Source organism: Serratia sp. CY55921 (assembly GCF_052167655.1).
Classification (GTDB): domain Bacteria; phylum Pseudomonadota; class Gammaproteobacteria; order Enterobacterales; family Enterobacteriaceae; genus Serratia; species Serratia ureilytica.
Genome location: NZ_JBJNMU010000001.1, coordinates 2,682,312 through 2,698,752, shown reverse-complemented (window position 1 = coordinate 2,698,752; position 16,441 = coordinate 2,682,312). Strand labels below are relative to the sequence as shown.

General features: G+C 60.1%; 17 protein-coding genes. 9 read left to right on the top strand and 8 right to left on the bottom strand.

Going from position 1 to position 16,441, the window contains the following annotated elements; translation table 11 throughout:
- Positions 1-31: 31 nt before the first annotated feature.
- From ACJ8M3_RS13120 to ACJ8M3_RS13105, 4 genes are all read right to left on the bottom strand, one after another.
- The gene (locus ACJ8M3_RS13120; protein ID WP_025160069.1) at positions 32-319 is read right to left on the bottom strand and encodes a HigA family addiction module antitoxin; all 288 of its coding nucleotides are present in this window, start codon (positions 317-319) and stop codon (positions 32-34) included.
- Entirely contained in the window at positions 319-597 is a 279-nt protein-coding gene (locus tag ACJ8M3_RS13115) for a type II toxin-antitoxin system RelE/ParE family toxin (protein ID WP_033651073.1), read from the bottom strand. The genes ACJ8M3_RS13120 and ACJ8M3_RS13115 overlap by 1 nt, the downstream gene beginning before the upstream one ends.
- An 85-nt stretch (positions 598-682) precedes the next feature.
- Positions 683-952, bottom strand: a complete 270-nt coding sequence (locus ACJ8M3_RS13110; RefSeq protein ID WP_122004304.1) for a hypothetical protein — start codon at positions 950-952, stop codon at positions 683-685.
- Between the two features lie 132 nt (positions 953-1,084).
- Complete coding sequence (locus ACJ8M3_RS13105) at positions 1,085-2,341, bottom strand: mechanosensitive ion channel family protein (protein WP_122004305.1); 1,257 nt, start codon at positions 2,339-2,341, stop codon at positions 1,085-1,087.
- 246 nt (positions 2,342-2,587) lie between these two features.
- Between ACJ8M3_RS13105 and malZ the strand changes: the two genes are divergently transcribed.
- Positions 2,588-4,411: a maltodextrin glucosidase gene (gene malZ, locus ACJ8M3_RS13100; RefSeq protein ID WP_442514691.1), complete on the top strand. Its 1,824-nt coding sequence runs from the start codon at positions 2,588-2,590 to the stop codon at positions 4,409-4,411.
- A gap of 53 nt (positions 4,412-4,464) precedes the next feature.
- On the opposite strand, the gene ggt is transcribed toward malZ, so the two are convergent.
- The 3 genes from ggt to ACJ8M3_RS13085 all read right to left on the bottom strand — a co-directional run bounded on the left by ggt (position 4,465) and on the right by ACJ8M3_RS13085 (position 7,877).
- Positions 4,465-6,228: a gamma-glutamyltransferase gene (ggt, locus tag ACJ8M3_RS13095; RefSeq protein ID WP_046688352.1), complete on the bottom strand. Its 1,764-nt coding sequence runs from the start codon at positions 6,226-6,228 to the stop codon at positions 4,465-4,467.
- 235 nt (positions 6,229-6,463) lie between these two features.
- Positions 6,464-7,066: a peroxiredoxin C gene (locus tag ACJ8M3_RS13090; protein ID WP_004940403.1), complete on the bottom strand. Its 603-nt coding sequence runs from the start codon at positions 7,064-7,066 to the stop codon at positions 6,464-6,466.
- Positions 7,067-7,295: 229 nt separating this feature from the next.
- A complete protein-coding gene (locus ACJ8M3_RS13085) occupies positions 7,296-7,877 on the bottom strand; it encodes an ACP phosphodiesterase (RefSeq protein ID WP_033651078.1) in 582 nt (193 codons plus the stop codon).
- Positions 7,878-7,997: 120 nt separating this feature from the next.
- On the opposite strand from ACJ8M3_RS13085, the gene queA reads away from it, so the two are divergent.
- The 5 genes from queA to secF all read left to right on the top strand — a co-directional run bounded on the left by queA (position 7,998) and on the right by secF (position 13,482).
- Positions 7,998-9,068 (top strand): tRNA preQ1(34) S-adenosylmethionine ribosyltransferase-isomerase QueA, encoded by a 1,071-nt coding sequence (queA, locus tag ACJ8M3_RS13080; RefSeq protein WP_033651079.1) that lies wholly within the window; start codon positions 7,998-8,000, stop codon positions 9,066-9,068.
- Between the two features lie 72 nt (positions 9,069-9,140).
- Entirely contained in the window at positions 9,141-10,265 is a 1,125-nt protein-coding gene (gene tgt, locus ACJ8M3_RS13075; RefSeq protein WP_016928877.1) for a tRNA guanosine(34) transglycosylase Tgt, read from the top strand.
- Positions 10,266-10,298: 33 nt separating this feature from the next.
- Positions 10,299-10,631 (top strand): preprotein translocase subunit YajC, encoded by a 333-nt coding sequence (yajC, locus tag ACJ8M3_RS13070; protein WP_004940391.1) that lies wholly within the window; start codon positions 10,299-10,301, stop codon positions 10,629-10,631.
- A gap of 24 nt (positions 10,632-10,655) precedes the next feature.
- Complete coding sequence (gene secD / locus ACJ8M3_RS13065; RefSeq protein ID WP_071845087.1) at positions 10,656-12,503, top strand: protein translocase subunit SecD; 1,848 nt, start codon at positions 10,656-10,658, stop codon at positions 12,501-12,503.
- Between the two features lie 10 nt (positions 12,504-12,513).
- Positions 12,514-13,482, top strand: a complete 969-nt coding sequence (gene secF / locus ACJ8M3_RS13060; RefSeq protein ID WP_019454209.1) for a protein translocase subunit SecF — start codon at positions 12,514-12,516, stop codon at positions 13,480-13,482.
- Between the two features lie 65 nt (positions 13,483-13,547).
- Here secF and ACJ8M3_RS13055 read toward each other — a convergent pair whose 3' ends face one another.
- On the bottom strand, positions 13,548-14,108 hold the full coding sequence (locus ACJ8M3_RS13055; protein WP_046688354.1) for a DUF3251 domain-containing protein: 561 nt from the start codon (positions 14,106-14,108) through the stop codon (positions 13,548-13,550).
- A gap of 176 nt (positions 14,109-14,284) precedes the next feature.
- On the opposite strand from ACJ8M3_RS13055, the gene nrdR reads away from it, so the two are divergent.
- The 3 genes from nrdR (at position 14,285) to ribH (ending at position 16,432) form a co-directional block, all read left to right on the top strand.
- A complete protein-coding gene (nrdR, locus tag ACJ8M3_RS13050) occupies positions 14,285-14,734 on the top strand; it encodes a transcriptional regulator NrdR (protein WP_004940387.1) in 450 nt (149 codons plus the stop codon).
- Between the two features lie 10 nt (positions 14,735-14,744).
- Positions 14,745-15,854: a bifunctional diaminohydroxyphosphoribosylaminopyrimidine deaminase/5-amino-6-(5-phosphoribosylamino)uracil reductase RibD gene (gene ribD, locus ACJ8M3_RS13045; RefSeq protein WP_442514690.1), complete on the top strand. Its 1,110-nt coding sequence runs from the start codon at positions 14,745-14,747 to the stop codon at positions 15,852-15,854.
- 107 nt (positions 15,855-15,961) lie between these two features.
- Positions 15,962-16,432 carry a 6,7-dimethyl-8-ribityllumazine synthase gene (gene ribH / locus ACJ8M3_RS13040; protein ID WP_004940385.1) on the top strand — a complete coding sequence of 157 codons (471 nt, stop codon included), beginning with the start codon at positions 15,962-15,964 and terminating at the stop codon, positions 16,430-16,432.
- The last annotated feature ends 9 nt before the right edge of the window (positions 16,433-16,441 follow it).

Here is a 16,441-nt window from a genome sequence, read left to right as displayed (position 1 = left end):
GCTGAGGCCGGTGTTTTTTTAGGGGCAGGCGTCAAGCGAAGTCCAGCTTGCGCAGTTTGGAAACGTCTATGGACTGCCTGGCCTGCCACAGATCGTAAGCATCTTGCATTCCCATCCAGACCTGTTCGGAACTGCCTATTACGATGGACAGGCGGATGGCCATTTCCGGCGAGATATCGGATTTACCGCTGATCAGGCGTTGAACCGTAGACGGCGCGACGTCCAATGCTTTGGCCAGCGCGCGCGCGCTGAGATTCAGCGTTTCCATGGTTTCTTTGATCAACTCGCCAGGATGAGGAGGATTATGCATGCGGTTCATTAGTGATAGTCCTCATAATTCACGATATAAACATCACCCTCGACCAGTTCAAACGTGATGCGCCAGTTACCGGTCACGGTGACGGACCATTGCCCATTGCGAGCGCCCGTTAGCGGATGCAAGAAGAAGCCGGGTAAATCCACGTCATCAATCACTTTCGCTAAATCCAGCACGCTCAGCCGCAGCGCGATTTTTTTCGCCTGTTTGGCGTCGATACCTGCTGTTGAACCGGTTTCGAAAAACTTTTTGAGTCCCTTATGCTTGAAGCTTCTTATCATCCTGATGGCTCCATGAGTGTTGCGCTATACGCATCATAGTAGGGCGTTGCGTATCACGCAACAAATTGGGGCGTTTTTTAACCTATTATGCCAGGCGTTTGTCCTCCGCTTCCTCATCCCCGGCGGCGCGCGCTTCGATGCGTATGCCGCCGTCGTTCAGCCGTTCCTCCTCTTCCTCGCCGGCGCAGCGCGCCAGCACTTCGCGAATGTCCTGCAGGTTGCTGCTGAGGGCGCTCAGCGAAGGTTGCAGATTGCGGGGCATGTGGCTTTCATCCAGCAAAGCGTTGTGCAGGCAGCCGATAAACAGCAGGGTGGCCATCAGGGTAAACAGCCGGTGACGTAACCGTTTCAGCAAAGGCTTTCCCTCTCGGTGGTGAAGGTGAAGGCGCATTAACGCCGTTTTCGCCGGGGAAAAGAAGGGGGGGGAGATATCTGCTGGCAATTGAAAGAACATCATTACCAGCAGACACAGTTACGTCAGCCGACGTCAGGAAGCGTTCGCGCTTTGTTGCAGCATGCCGCGCAGGTCATTGCCGGTCGGCGTCTGATGCACGCGCAGGCCGAACTCGTCGATCACCGCCAGAATATGGTCGAAAATATCCGCCTGAATGCTTTCGTACTCCGCCCAGACCGTGGTGTTGGTGAAGGCGTAGATTTCCAGCGGCAGACCCTCCGGCGTCGGCGCCAGCTGGCGCACCATCAGCGTCATGTTTTGGTGAATGCGCGGGTGAGCGCGCAGGTAGGCTTCCAGATAGGCGCGCAGCGTGCCGAGGTTGGTCAGGCGGCGGCCGTTGAGCGGCGAGGCCAGATCGACGGCGATCTCCTGGTTGTGCTGGCTCAGCTCCTGGGTCTTGACGTTCAGGTAGCTGTGCAGCAGCGGGTTGCGCTGCAGGCTGCGCTGTTCCTCTTCCGACAGGAAGTGCACGCTGCCGGTGTCGATATTCAGGCTGCGCTTGATGCGGCGCCCGCCGGATTCCGACATCGAGCGCCAGTTTTTGAACGAGTCGGAGATCAGCGCGTAGGTGGGAATGGTGGTGACGGTGTTGTCCCAGTTACGCACTTTGACCGTGGTCAGGCCGATGTCGGTGACCGCGCCGTCGGCGCCGTATTTCGGCATTTCCAGCCAGTCGCCGATCTTCAGCATATCGTTGGCGGAGAGCTGGATGCCGGCCACCAGCCCGAGGATCGGATCCTTGAACACCAACATCAAAACCGCGGTCATGGCACCCAGGCCACTGAGCAGCAGCAGCGGCGATTTGCCCATCAGCAGCGAGACGATCATGATGCCGATCAGGATCGCCGCCACCAGTTTCAGGCCCTGGAAAATGCCGCGCAGCGGCAGCTGATTGGAGATCGGACTTTGGCGCAGCAGCGCCAGCAGCGTATCCAGCAACGAGAACAGCGACAGCAGGGTGAAGGCGAGGATCCACACCTGCGCGGCGGTAACGATCACCGCCTGGGTCTGGCTGCCGCTCTGCAGCCACAGCGTCGCCTGGATGCTGATGATCACCCCTTGCAGCAGCAGCGCCACGCGCTGGAACAGTTTGTATTGGGTGATGGCCTGTTGCCAGACGCGCTGCGATTGCTGGCCTCGGCGCTGAAGGGCAGCCAACACTACCCGGTGCAGCACCAGGTGGATCACCACCGAGATCAGAACAATCAACCCCAATACCATCAACAGCGACATCACTCCGCCGAATTCCAACCCAAATTGTTCCAGCCAGCGCGTTATCTGTTGTTGCATTACCGCTCCTTAAAAAATGCGCAAAAAATATCCTGTAAGCTCAAAACGGGTTAGCCTAAGGGTTAACGTGCAGGATTTGTGCCTGTTTACCTTTTTTTACATCGAGTTAGCGTTATTTTTCGGTCTCCGCCCCCCGGCTCATCCCCGGGTTTTGCGGCCAGAGAGGAGGGGGAGTTGCACTTAACGTGGCATTGTTCGCTTCTTGAAGAACGCCGTCGATTTCGTTTGGTACAGCAGGAGAACAGTATGCTTAACGCCTGGCATCAACCGGTTCCGCCTTTTGTGGTGAAGCAAGGGCAACGTTTGGATATCACACTGTGGTTACAAGGGGATGAACTGCCGGAACGGGTGTTTTTGCGCGCCGAACCGGACAACGAAGAGTGGCTGTTGGTGATGAAAGCGCAGCGCCACGAGGGGATGCGGCGCTACCAGGCCAGCCTGACGCTGAATGAGGGCGAGCCGACGCGGCGTTACTGCTTCAAGCTGCTGTGGGCCGATCGCCAGCAGTGGTTCGGCCCGCAGGGCTGGTCGCCAACGCCGCCGGGCCAGCTGGCGCAGTTTGCCGTCGACGAGCCCGACAACGGCCCCGAATGGGTGGCGGATCAGCTGTTCTACCAGATTTTCCCCGATCGCTTCGCCAGCAGCGGCGGCGAGCACGGCATCCAAAGCGGCAGTTACCGCCATCACGCGGCCGGTGCCGAGGTGATCCGGCGCGACTGGCAGCATCCGCTGGAGGATAGCCACGCCGCTTCGACCTTTTACGGCGGCGATCTGGACGGCATTTGCGCCAAACTGCCGTATTTGCAGCAGCTGGGCGTGACGGCGCTGTACCTGAACCCGATTTTTACCGCGCCGAGCGTGCATAAGTACGATACCGAGGATTATTACCAGGTCGATCCGCACTTCGGCGGCAACGCGGCGCTGGCGCGTTTGCGAGTGAGCACTCACAAGGTAGGCATGAAACTGGTGCTGGACGGGGTGTTCAACCACACCGGCGACTCGCATCCGTGGTTCGACCGCCATCGCCAAGGGCAAAACGGCGCCTGCCACCATCCCGATTCGCCGTATCGCGGCTGGTTCAACTTCTACCCGGACGGCCGCGCGCTCGACTGGAAGGGTAACGCCAGCCTGCCGAAGCTCAACTTCGCCGAGCCGCAGGTGGCGGAAGCGATCTATCGCGGGGAAGGCAGCGTGGTGCGCCACTGGCTGCGTCCGCCGTACAGCATCGACGGTTGGCGGCTGGACGTGGTGCATATGCTGGGGGAGAACGGCGGCGCTGCCGGCAACCTGCGTCACCTGGCGGGCATCTATCAGGCGGTGAAGCAGGAGAATCCTCAGGCCTACGTAGTGGGCGAGCACTTTGGCGACGCGCGTCGCTGGCTGCACGCCGGCGTGGAGGATGCGGCGATGAACTACATGGGGTTCGCGCTGCCGGTGCGGGCGTTTTTGGCGGGGCTGGACGTGGCTTATCACCCGGTGCGGCTGGACGCCGCCGGATGCGCGCAGTGGATGGACGGCTACCGCGCCGGGTTGCCGCACGGCCGCCAGCTGATCCAGTTCAACCAGCTGGACAGCCACGATACCGCGCGTTTCCTCACGCTGTTGCAGGGGAACGCGGCGCGCATGCAGATGGCGGCGGTGTGGTTGCTGAGCTGGATCGGCGTGCCTTGCCTCTATTACGGCGATGAGATTGGCCTGGACGGCGGCAACGATCCGTTCTGCCGCAAGCCGTTCCCGTGGGACGTCGGCGACTGGGATCGGCCGCTGCTGGCGCTGTTCCAGCGCATGGCCGCGCTGCGTAAACAGAGCCTGGCGCTGCGTCGCGGCGGCTGTCAGGTGCTGTACGCCAGCGGAGAAACGCTGGTGTTCGTGCGCCTGTATCAGCAGGAGCAGGTGCTGGTGGCGCTGCAGCGCGACGGCAGCGGCCAGGCGCAGCTGCCGCACAACCCGCTGTTGGCCCGCGGCCCGTGGCGGCGTGTGGAAGGGCGGGGAGAGTTGAGCGAAACGGCCGGCGGGCTGCGCCTGCAGCTGACGGAAGAATCGGCCACCGTGTGGCGCTGTGAAGGCTAAGGGAACTGGGGGGGCCGAAGGGCCCCCGCGATTAAGGTGAGTGGGCGTTTACATCAGTAACCGACCGCGGAGCCTGCCGGGCGACGCACGTCGTTGGCGCCGTACAGGTAACCTTCGCGCACTTTGCCGGAAACCGCCGAATCGTTGCCGGAGTTGGCCGGGCTGACGCCCGCCGCGCCCGGCAAACCGACCAGAATCAGTTCGGCGGCGCCCCACGGCGTTTGTTCGACCATCTTATAGCCCATGCCGCTCAGCAGTTTCAGCGTATCGGCGGAAACGCCGCGCTGTTCGTAGTACACCTCATCCGGCAACCATTGGTGATGGATGCGCGGTGCGTCCACCGCTTCCTGCGGCGCCATGCCGTGGTCGATCACGTTCAACGCGGTCTGCAGGGTGATGGTGATGATGCGCGAACCGCCAGGCGAGCCCAGCACCATAAAGATCTTGTTGTCCTTGGTCACCAGCGTCGGGCTCATTGACGATAGTGGGCGCTTACCGGGGGCAATGCTGTTGGCGGTGCCCTGCACCAGCCCGTACAGGTTTTTCTCGCCCACTTTGACCGTAAAATCGTCCATCTCGTCGTTGAGGAAGAAGCCGGTGCCCGGTGCGATCACCACGGCGCCGAAGCGGCCGTTGACGGTATAGGTGGTGGAGACCGCGTTGCCGTCATGGTCGACGATCGAATAGTGGGTGGTTTCCGGCTTCTCATGCGGTTCCATACCGGGCTGCACGTTTTCCGACGGCGTGGCCTTGTCCGCGACGATTTTCTTGCGGATCTGCTCGGCGTAGCTCTTGCTCACCAGCCGGTCGATCGGGTTCTTGATGAATTCCGGGTCGCCGAGGTAGGTGTTGCGGTCCATGTAGGCATGGCGCATCGCCTCGGTCATGGTGTGAATGGCCGCCGCCGAGTTGAAGCCCATGCTTTTCAGGTCATAGCCTTCCACCACGTTGAGGATTTCGCACAGCGTCACGCCGCCGGAGCTGGGAGGCGGCGCCGACACGAACTTGTAGCCGCGGTAGCTGCAGGTGATCGGTGGGGTTTCGGTGACTTTATAGTTGGCGAAGTCGGCCGCCGTCAAAATGCCGCCGCCCTGTTTGGCCGCCGCCTCTACCGCCTGCGGGATCTTGCCTTTGTAGAAGGCGTCGGTTCCCCCTTTGGCGATGGCTTCCAGCGTATTGGCCAGATCGGTTTGCACCAGTTTGTCCCCCGGCTGCAGCGGGCTGCCGTCCGGGCGCAGGAAGATTTTGGCCGACTCGGGATCCTGTTTGAAGCGTGCAACGGTGGTGTCGAGAATATCGGTATCAGCGCGGGTCAGCACAAAGCCTTCGCGCGCCAGCTTGATCGCCGGCGCCAGCACCTGTTCGCGGCTCAGTTTGCCGTACTTCTCACGCGCGGTTTCCATTCCCAGCACGGTGCCCGGTACGCCGGCCGCCAGATAGCCGTACAGGCTGGCGTCTTTCTTCACCTTGCCGTCGGCGTCCAGATACATGTTGGCGCTGGCCGCCGCCGGCGCAGTTTCACGGAAGTTGATGAAGGTGTCGGTGCCGTCCGCCAGGTGGACGGTCATAAAGCCGCCGCCGCCGATGTTGCCGCAGCAAGGGTTAACCACCGCCTGCGCATAGCCCACCGCCACGGCGGCATCGATGGCGTTGCCGCCCATCTTCAGGATATCCACGCCGACCTGCGAGGCCAGGTGTTGCGAGGTGACCACCATGCCGTTTTTGGCTTCCACCGCCGGGTTGGATGCCGCATACAGGCTGCCGCTGACCAGCAGCGCCGCCATGGTCAGGGGTTTGCTCCATTTCTGTAAAAACATAGTTATTCCTACCCTGTCAGTTTTTTATTGTGTTGTGTTTGCTTGCCGCTGTTCACTTGCAAAGCGCGAGCCAGCGTTATTGATAGTAGCCGCAGATGGGCGTGCGCGCGGCGAGCAGGGTAGGAAATGTGAGCGGAAACAGGGAAATAAAGCACTGAAGGTGGGCGGTCTGCCCCATAAAGGGGCATAAAAAAAACCGGCCGCGTGGGCCGGTTGATTCACTATCAGGCTGAAATTACAGCTTGGCAGCGTTTTCAGACAGGTATTTTGCAACGCCGTCTGGGGAAGCGCCCATACCTGCTTTGCCTTTTTCCCACTGAGCCGGGCACACTTCACCGTGCTCTTCGTGGAATTGCAGCGCGTCGACGGTACGGATCATTTCGTCGATGTTACGGCCGATTGGCAGGTCGTTAACAACCTGAGCACGCACGATGCCGTCTTTGTCGATCAGGAAAGAGCCGCGCAGCGCAACGCCGGCTTCCGGGTGTTCGATGCCGTAAGCTTTCTGGATTTCACGCTTAACGTCAGCAACCATTGCGTATTTCACTTCACCGATGCCGCCTTTGTCGACAGGGGTTTTACGCCATGCGTTGTGAACGAATTCTGAGTCGAAGGAAACGCCAACCACTTCAACGCCACGCTTCTGGAACTCTTCATAGCGGTGATCGAAAGCGATCAGCTCGGAAGGGCATACGAAGGTGAAGTCCATTGGCCAGAAGAACAGTACGGCCGGTTTGCCGTTCAGGTGCTTCTTCAGGTTGAAGTTTTCAACGATTTCGCCGCTACCCAGTACGGCAGCTGCAGTGAAGTCAGGGGCTTGACGAGTTACCAGGACCATAATTACTCCTGTAATAGGTGTTAAAGGGTGGATGTAAAAACAAGGGCCAGTATAGGGGCCGCGACTTGGTGAATAAAGGGTAAAAGACCAATCGATGAGATAGCTTTTACCTATTAAATTCATTAATTAAATTTGACAGGCTTTAAAAATAACCTTTTCCCACAAAAGGGCAAGCGGCAAAACGTAAATTCTTGCAAGGCGCTGCAATTTCAAACGCTTGGGCTTGACCTCACAGCGTTTTTTCCTTCGCCTGCTGCATCATTTGCGGATAAAACTGCCAGAATTGTGTTTCAAGCTGATGATAATGCCGCTCGACGTCGGCGAACGAGCCGGCCAGGGCATCGAGGCGCGGACGGCGGCTGGCCATGCCCTGCAATACCCGGGCGATGAACGGCAATTCGGCGTAGCGTTCCAGCCAGCGTTCCGGCCACAGATAGCCGTTCAGGTTCTGAAAACGCGGCGGCGTGAGCGGCAGGTAAGGTTCGATCTGGCTGCGGGCTTCCTGGGTAAACTGGTGCAGGTCGCGTGAAGGCTCCAGCTGCTGCCAGTGGCGCGCCAGAAAATGGTCCCACACCACGTCGAGGGTGATCGGCGCTACGCGGCGGTAGGGGGCGCTGAAATAGTCGCGGCAGGCTTTCACCTGCGGCAGGCTGTCGGTCAGCACGTCGACGCGGCGGTGCATCATGATGCCGGCTACGACCTCGGGCTGATAGTCGGCGGCGGGGTTGCCGCGCACGAAATCGGCCAGCAGGTTGCCCAGCAGCGAGCTGTCCGCCAGCATGGCCAGGTGAAGATGAGCGAGAAAATTCATCCCTCAACTATACCCGAAGTCAGGCAAATCCTCCTTATTTCTTGCCGCTGACCGCCCCCGGCTTTAGACTAGGCCGCCTGTTTTTTACCAACCAGCCTTAAATTGAAGAAGTGAATACCCATGCGCGTCGCTGATTTTTCGTTTGAACTTCCCGAATCCCTGATTGCCCACTATCCCCAGGCCGAGCGCAGCGCATGCCGCCTGCTGCAGCTGGACGGGCCGAGCGGGGCGCTGACGCACGGCGTATTCACCGATCTGCTGGACAAGCTGGAAGCCGGCGACCTGCTGGTGTTCAATAATACCCGCGTGATCCCGGCGCGCATGTTCGGCCGCAAGGTCAGCGGCGGCAAGATTGAAGTGCTGGTGGAGCGCGTGCTGGACGACCATCGCGTGCTGGCGCACGTGCGCGCGTCGAAAGCGCCCAAGCCGGGCGCCGAGCTGCTGCTGGGGGATGACGAGAGCATCGCCGCCACCATGGTGGCGCGCCACGAGACGCTGTTCGAGCTGCGCTTCAACGACGAACGCGATGTCTTCACCCTTCTCAACGCGGCCGGCCATATGCCGCTGCCGCCTTATATCGCTCGCCCGGATGAGGACGCCGACCGCGAACTGTATCAGACGGTCTACAGCGAGAAGCCGGGCGCGGTCGCCGCGCCGACCGCCGGTCTGCACTTCGACGAACCGCTGCTGGCGGCGCTGCGCGCCAAGGGCGTTGAAATGGCGTTCGTAACGCTGCACGTCGGCGCCGGCACCTTCCAGCCGGTGCGCGTGGAAACCATCGAAGATCACGTGATGCACGCCGAATACGCCGAAGTGCCGCAGGAGGTCGTGGATGCGGTGCTGGCCTGTAAAGCGCGCGGCAAGCGCGTGGTGGCGGTGGGCACCACCTCGGTGCGTTCGCTGGAAAGCGCCGCGGCGGCCAGCAAAGAGGCGCTGATTGCGCCGTTCTTCGGCGACACCAGCATCTTTATCTATCCGGGTTACCACTATCAGGTGATCGACGCGCTGGTGACCAACTTCCACCTGCCGGAGTCCACCCTGATCATGCTGGTGTCGGCTTTCGCCGGCTACAAAAATACCATGAACGCCTATCAGCAGGCGGTGGCCGAGCAGTATCGCTTTTTCAGCTACGGCGATGCGATGTTCATCAGCCGTAATCCGCAGGCGGAAAACGAGTCCGTCGGCGGTTAATTTCCCGGGCTGCGCCCACGGCGCGGCCCCGTTTCAACGACATCAGACTGTTTCTCTGATGCTGGAGGCTTTGTGAAGTACGAACTACAAACTACCGATGGCCGCGCACGCCGCGGCCGCCTGATTTTTGACCGCGGCGTAGTGGAAACCCCGGCCTTTATGCCGGTCGGTACCTACGGCACGGTCAAGGGCATGACGCCGGAAGAAGTGAAAGAGACCGGCGCGCAGATCCTGCTGGGCAACACCTTCCACCTGTGGCTGCGCCCTGGCCAGGAGATCATGAAGCTGCACGGCGATCTGCACGATTTCATGCAGTGGCCGGGCCCGATCCTCACCGACTCCGGCGGTTTCCAGGTGTTCAGCCTGGGGGCGATGCGCAAGATCAAAGAGGAAGGCGTGTACTTCCGCAACCCGATCAACGGCGACAAGGTGTTCCTGAGCCCGGAAAAATCGATGGAAATCCAGTATGACCTGGGTTCCGACATCGTGATGATCTTCGATGAATGTACGCCGTACCCGGCCGACTGGGACTACGCCAAGCGTTCGATGGAAATGTCGCTGCGTTGGGCGCAGCGCAGCCGCCAGCGTTTCGACGAGCTGGAAAATAAAAATGCGCTGTTCGGCATCATTCAGGGCGGCGTTTACGAAGATTTACGTGATGTTTCAGTAAAAGGGCTGGTGGATATCGGCTTTGATGGGTACGCTGTGGGCGGCTTGGCTGTAGGCGAGCCGAAAGAGGATATGCATCGCATTCTTGAACACGTTTGCCCGCAAATTCCGGAAGATAAGCCACGCTATTTGATGGGCGTCGGCAAGCCGGAAGATTTGGTGGAAGGCGTGCGCCGCGGCATCGACATGTTCGACTGCGTCATGCCGACCCGCAACGCCCGCAACGGCCATTTGTTCGTGACTGACGGTGTGGTAAAAATCCGTAATGCCAAGCACAAGGATGATACTTCTCCGCTGGATAAAGACTGTGATTGCTACACGTGTCGCCATTACAGCCGCGCCTACTTGCACCATCTCGACCGTTGCAACGAAATATTGGGTGCTCGACTGAACACAATTCATAACCTGCGTCACTACCAGCGCCTGATGGCGGGTTTACGCCAGGCTATCGAAGAGGGTAAATTAGAGCAGTTTGTTGCGGATTTCTATGGTCGGATCGGCAAGCCGATTCCGCCTTTAAACGCTTGATCTAATAATTGATAACTTAATGAGGGAATTTCAATGAGCTTTTTCATTTCTGACGCCGTCGCATCCGCAGGGGCTCCGGCTCAGGGAAGCCCGTACTCTCTGATCATTATGCTGGTGGTGTTCGGCCTGATCTTCTACTTCATGATCCTGCGCCCACAGCAGAAGCGCGCGAAAGATCACAAGAAGCTGATGGACTCCATCGGCAAGGGCGACGAAGTGCTGACCACCGGCGGCCTGATCGGTCGCGTGACCAAAGTGGCCGACACCGGCATCATCGCCATCGCGCTGAACGACACCACGGAAGTGATGATCAAGCGTGACTTCGTGGCGGCCGTTCTGCCGAAAGGTACCATGAAGGCCCTGTAATCTTTTTTCCCGAAGGGAATTGCCGTGCTAAACCGTTATCCTTTGTGGAAGTATCTGATGTTGATCGTCGTGATCCTCGTCGGTCTGCTTTATGCGCTTCCCAACATCTACGGTGAGGATCCGGCCGTACAAATCACTGGCGCGCGCGGCGTCGCCGCCAGTGAAACTACGCTGGACCAGGTCCGTACCGTATTAGAAAAAGACAACATCGCGAGCAAGTCGATTGCGCTGGAAAATGGCGCCATCCTGGCTCGCTTTAAAGATCCTGACGTTCAGCTGCGCGCCCGCGAAGCGCTGGTGACCGAGCTGGGTGACAAATTCGTCGTGGCGCTGAACCTGGCGCCGGCTACGCCGACCTGGCTGGCCATGCTGGGCGCAGAGCCGATGAAACTCGGTCTGGACCTGCGCGGCGGCGTGCACTTCCTGATGGAAGTGGACATGGACACCGCGTTGAGCAAGCTGCAGGAACAGACCATGGATACCCTGCGCAGCGAGCTGCGCGAGAAGGGCATTCCTTACGCGTCTATCCGCAAGCTGGATAACAACGGCGTGGAAGTTCGCTTCCGCGACGATGCGGCCCGTGACCAGGCCATCAGCTATATCGGCCCGCGTCAGCGCGATCTGGTGCTGTCCGCCAATGGCGCCAACACCATGAAAGCCAGCCTGACGGACGCCCGTCTGAGCGAAGCGCGCGAATACGCCGTACAGCAGAACATCACTATCCTGCGTAACCGCGTCAACCAGCTCGGCGTCGCCGAACCGCTGGTGCAGCGCCAGGGATCCGACCGCATCGTGGTTGAGTTGCCGGGCATTCAGGACACCGCGCGCGCCAAAGAAATTCTGGGCGCCACCGCGACGCTGGAATTCCGTCTGGTGAACACCAATGCGGACGCCACCGCGGCGGCCAACGGCCGCGTGCCGGGCGATTCCGAGGTGAAATACACCCGCGACGGCCAGCCGATCGTGTTGTACAAGCGCGTGATCCTGACCGGTGACCACATCACCGACTCCACCTCGAGCACCGACGAATACAACCAGCCGCAGGTTAACATCTCGCTGGACAGCGCCGGCGGCACGTCGATGTCCAACTTCACCAAGGACAACATCGGCAAACCGATGGCGACCCTGTTCGTGGAGTACAAGGACAGCGGCAAGAAAGACGCCAACGGCCGTGCGGTGCTGGTGAAACAGGAAGAAGTGATCAACGTGGCGAACATTCAGTCGCGTCTGGGCAACAGCTTCCGCATCACCGGCATCGGCAACCCGAACGAAGCGCGTCAGCTTTCGCTGCTGCTGCGTGCGGGTGCGCTGATTGCGCCGATTCAGATCGTTGAAGAGCGCACCATCGGTCCAACCTTGGGTCAGCAGAACATCACCCAAGGTCTGGAAGCCTGTCTGTGGGGCCTGGTGGCGTCCATCGTCTTCATGGTGGTCTGGTACCGTAAGTTCGGCGTGATCGCCACCACGGCGCTGGTCGCTAACCTGGTGTTGATCGTCGGCGTGATGTCCCTGTTGCCGGGGGCGACGCTGACCATGCCGGGCATTGCCGGGATCGTGTTGACGCTGGCGGTGGCGGTCGACGCCAACGTACTGATTAACGAACGTATCAAGGAAGAGCTGAAGAACGGCCGATCCGTTCAGCAGGCGATCCATGAGGGCTATAAAGGCGCGTTCTCCAGTATCGTCGACGCCAACATCACCACCCTGATCACCGCGGTCATCCTGTACGCAGTCGGCACCGGTTCGATCAAGGGCTTTGCGATCACCACCGCTATCGGTGTGGCGACGTCCATGTTCACCGCGATTGTCGGTACCCGTGCCATCGTCAACCTGCTTTACGGCGGCAAACGCATTAACAAGCTGTCTATCTGAGGAGTGCGTTGTGGCACAGGATTATACTGTTGAGCAACTCAACTACGGCCGTAAAGTCTACGACTTTATGCGCTGGGACTACGTGGCTTTCGGCATCTCGTTGGTGCTGTTGGTCGCGTCGATCGCCACCATGTCGGTGCGCGGCTTTAACTGGGGTCTGGATTTCACCGGCGGTACGGTGATTGAAATCAACCTGGAGAAGCCGGCTAACCTCGACCTGATGCGCGACACGCTGGAGAAGGCCGGGTTCCAGGATCCGATTATCCAGAACTTCGGCAGCAGCCGCGACGTGATGGTGCGCATGCCACCGGCGACCGGCACCGCAGGCCAGGAACTGGGCAATAAGGTGATCGGCGTGATCAACGACTCGGTGGATAAAAACGCCACCGTGAAGCGCATTGAGTTCGTCGGCCCGAGCGTGGGCAGCGAGCTGGCGCAAACCGGCGGCATGGCGCTGCTGGTGGCGTTGATCTGTATCCTGATCTACGTCGGCTTCCGCTTCGAATGGCGCCTGGCGCTGGGGGCGGTTATCGCGCTGGCGCACGACGTGATCATCACGCTGGGCGTGCTGTCGCTGTTCCACATCGAGATTGACCTGACCATCGTCGCGTCCCTGATGTCGGTTATCGGTTACTCGCTGAACGACAGCATCGTGGTCTCCGACCGTATTCGTGAGAACTTCCGCAAGATCCGCCGCGGCACGCCTTACGAGATCATGAACGTGTCGTTGACCCAGACGCTGAGCCGTACGCTGATGACTTCCGGGACCACCCTGATGGTGGTGCTGATGCTGTACATCTTCGGTGGCGCGATGCTGCAAGGCTTCTCGCTGGCGATGCTGATCGGCGTGTCGATCGGTACCGTTTCCTCTATCTACGTCGCGTCCGCGCTGGCGTTGAAGCTGGGGATGAAACGCGAACACATGCTGCAGCAAAAAGTGGAAAAAGAGGGCGCGGATCAGCCTTCGATTCTGCCTTAACCGCCGCAGTATTCAGCGAAATGAGAAGGAGCGCCTATCGGCGCTCCTTTTTTTTGCCTCGGATTTCAGTGTTGCTGCACCACCGCCGGCTGGGCGGTGGCTACCAGGCTGTGCAGACGGATATAGCCCAGCTGTTCCGGCGTCAGGCCGCTGAAGCGCAGCTCGAAGTCCTGCCCGGGTTTCGGCAGCAGCGAGTCGGCGCTGGCGATCGGTTGCGACAGCGCCTCGGCGGTCAGCGGCCGGCCGGTGGCCGCGTCCAGTTGGCCCCATTCCACCACCGCTTTAAACGGCGGCAGCGTGGCCTGTGAGAGGATGCGCACATGCAGCTGCGCCTGGGCACCGTTGGCTTCGCTCTTGATGTGGCTCAGCGAAACGCTCAGTTCGCCGATGCCGCTTTGCAAACGGGCGGCGCTCCGCGCCGCCGGCAGCAGGTAGACGCCGTTGTCGGAGTGCTGATTGAGCTGGTTTTGCCGCTCCAGCGCGGTGGCCTGATCGGTCAATACGCTCACTTTTTGGTTAAGTGCGGCGACCTGATGGCGCAGCTGAGGCACGGCGGCGTTGTGCGCGCAGCCAGTGAGCAACACGGCGGCGGCGAGCAGGGCGGTTTTGGGATAACGGGTTGTCATGACGGCGATTTCCTATGCTGAATCTCCTGCTATCAAGCTTAGCCCGCATGGCGGTGAAAGTCATATCGGCGCCGCCTGCCCGCCGCTTATCGCAACAAATGGCCGACGCCCTTTGTTGTGGCTTCACTTCGGGTTAAACTGCATTTATCTATAAAAAACGTTTATCAGGACGTGTTATGCATTGCCCTTTCTGCGCCGCCGTTGATACCAAAGTCATTGATTCCCGCCTGGTGGGGGACGGTTCGCAAGTACGCCGTCGTCGCCAGTGTCTGGTATGCAATGAACGCTTCACCACCTTCGAGGTGGCCGAGCTGGTGATGCCGCGAGTGATTAAAAGCGATGAGGTGCGCGAGCCGTTCAACGAAGACAAACTGCGTCGCGGAATGCTGAAAGCGCTGGAAAAGCGCCCGGTCAGCTCGGACGACGTGGAAAACGCCCTTAACCATATCAAATCCCAACTGCGCGCCACCGGCGAACGCGAAGTGCCGACCAAGTTAGTCGGCAATCTGGTGATGGACGCGCTGAAAAAGCTGGATAAGGTCGCCTACATTCGCTTCGCGTCGGTGTACCGCAGCTTCGAAGACGTGCGCGAGTTCGGCGAAGAGATTGCCCGCCTGCAAGACTAAAGGATCTTTCATGCATCACGACGAATTTTACATGGCGCGCGCCTTCGAGCTGGCGCGGCTGGGGCGTTTCACCACCGCGCCCAATCCGAACGTCGGCTGCGTTATCGTGCGCGACGGCGAAATTGTCGGTGAAGGCTATCATCTGCGCGCCGGCGAGCCGCACGCGGAAGTGCACGCGCTGCGCATGGCGGGCGACAAGGCGCGCGGCGCCACCGCCTATGTGACGCTCGAGCCGTGCAGCCATCACGGCCGCACGCCTCCCTGCGCCGATGCGCTGGTGGCCGCCGGCGTGACGCGGGTGGTCGCGGCGATGCAAGATCCCAATCCTCAGGTGGCGGGGCGCGGCTTGTACAAGCTGCAGCAAGCCGGCGTCGAAGTACGTCATGGCCTGATGCTGGCCGAGGCCGAAGCGGTCAACCTGGGCTTCCTCAAACGCATGCGCACCGGTTTGCCCTATGTGCAACTGAAGCTGGGCGCGTCGCTGGACGGCCGCACGGCGATGGCCTCCGGCGAAAGCCAGTGGATCACCTCACCCGAAGCGCGTCAGGACGTGCAGCGGCTGCGCGCGCAGAGCGCCGCCATTCTCAGCACCAGCGCCACCGTGCTGGCGGACGATCCGTCGCTGACGGTGCGTTGGGATGAGCTGGATGCCGAGACCCAGCGCCTCTATCCGCGCGAAAATCTGCGTCAGCCGCTGCGTATCCTGCTCGACAGCCAAAATCGCATCACCCCACAGCATCGCGTGGTGCAGCAGCCGGGCGCTACCTGGCTGGCGCGGCTGCAGGCGGATGAACAGGCCTGGCCGCAAGACGTTGAGCAGTTTATCTGCCCGGCGCACGGCGGCGGTATCGATCTGGTGGTGATGATGATGCTGTTGGCCAAGCGCCAGGTGAATTCAATCTGGGTGGAGGCGGGCGCATCGCTGGCCGGGGCATTGCTGCAGGCCGGCCTGGTGGATGAGCTCATTTTGTATATCGCGCCGAAACTGTTGGGCGATAATAGCCGCGGTCTGTGTCATCTGCCGGGCCTGGAGCGGTTGGCCGACGCGCCGGAATTTGTCTTTAGCGACGTGCGCCAGGTTGGCCCCGATCTGCGTTTGCGCCTGCGGGCGAAACACTGAATCTCGCGCCCGCGCGCCGGTTTTACAAAAGCGCCGCGCAGGCGATGAAAGAATATGATAGAATCCGCCCCCCTGCGGGGTATTGAACCCATTTTTAAGGAAAGCCCATGAAAGTTATCGAAGGTGTTGTTGCTACTCCAAATGCCCGTGTGGCGATCGCAATTGCACGTTTTAACAATTTCATCAACGACAGCCTGCTGGAAGGCGCCATCGACGCGCTGAAACGCATTGGTCAGGTTGCTGACGACAACATCACCGTTGTCTGGGTCCCGGGCGCTTACGAGCTGCCGCTGACGGCGAGCGTATTGGCCAAAACCGGCAAATACGACGCGGTTATCGCGCTGGGCACCGTTATCCGTGGGGGCACCGCGCACTTCGAATATGTGGCGGGCGAAGCCAGCTCCGGCATCGGCAACGTTGCGATGAATGCCGAAATCCCGGTTGCCTTTGGCGTGCTGACTACCGAAAGCATCGAACAAGCGATCGAACGCGCCGGCACCAAAGCGGGCAACAAGGGCGCTGAAGCCGCGTTGACCGCACTTGAAATGATTAATGTTATCAAAGCTATTAAAGCCTGAATTTAGTTA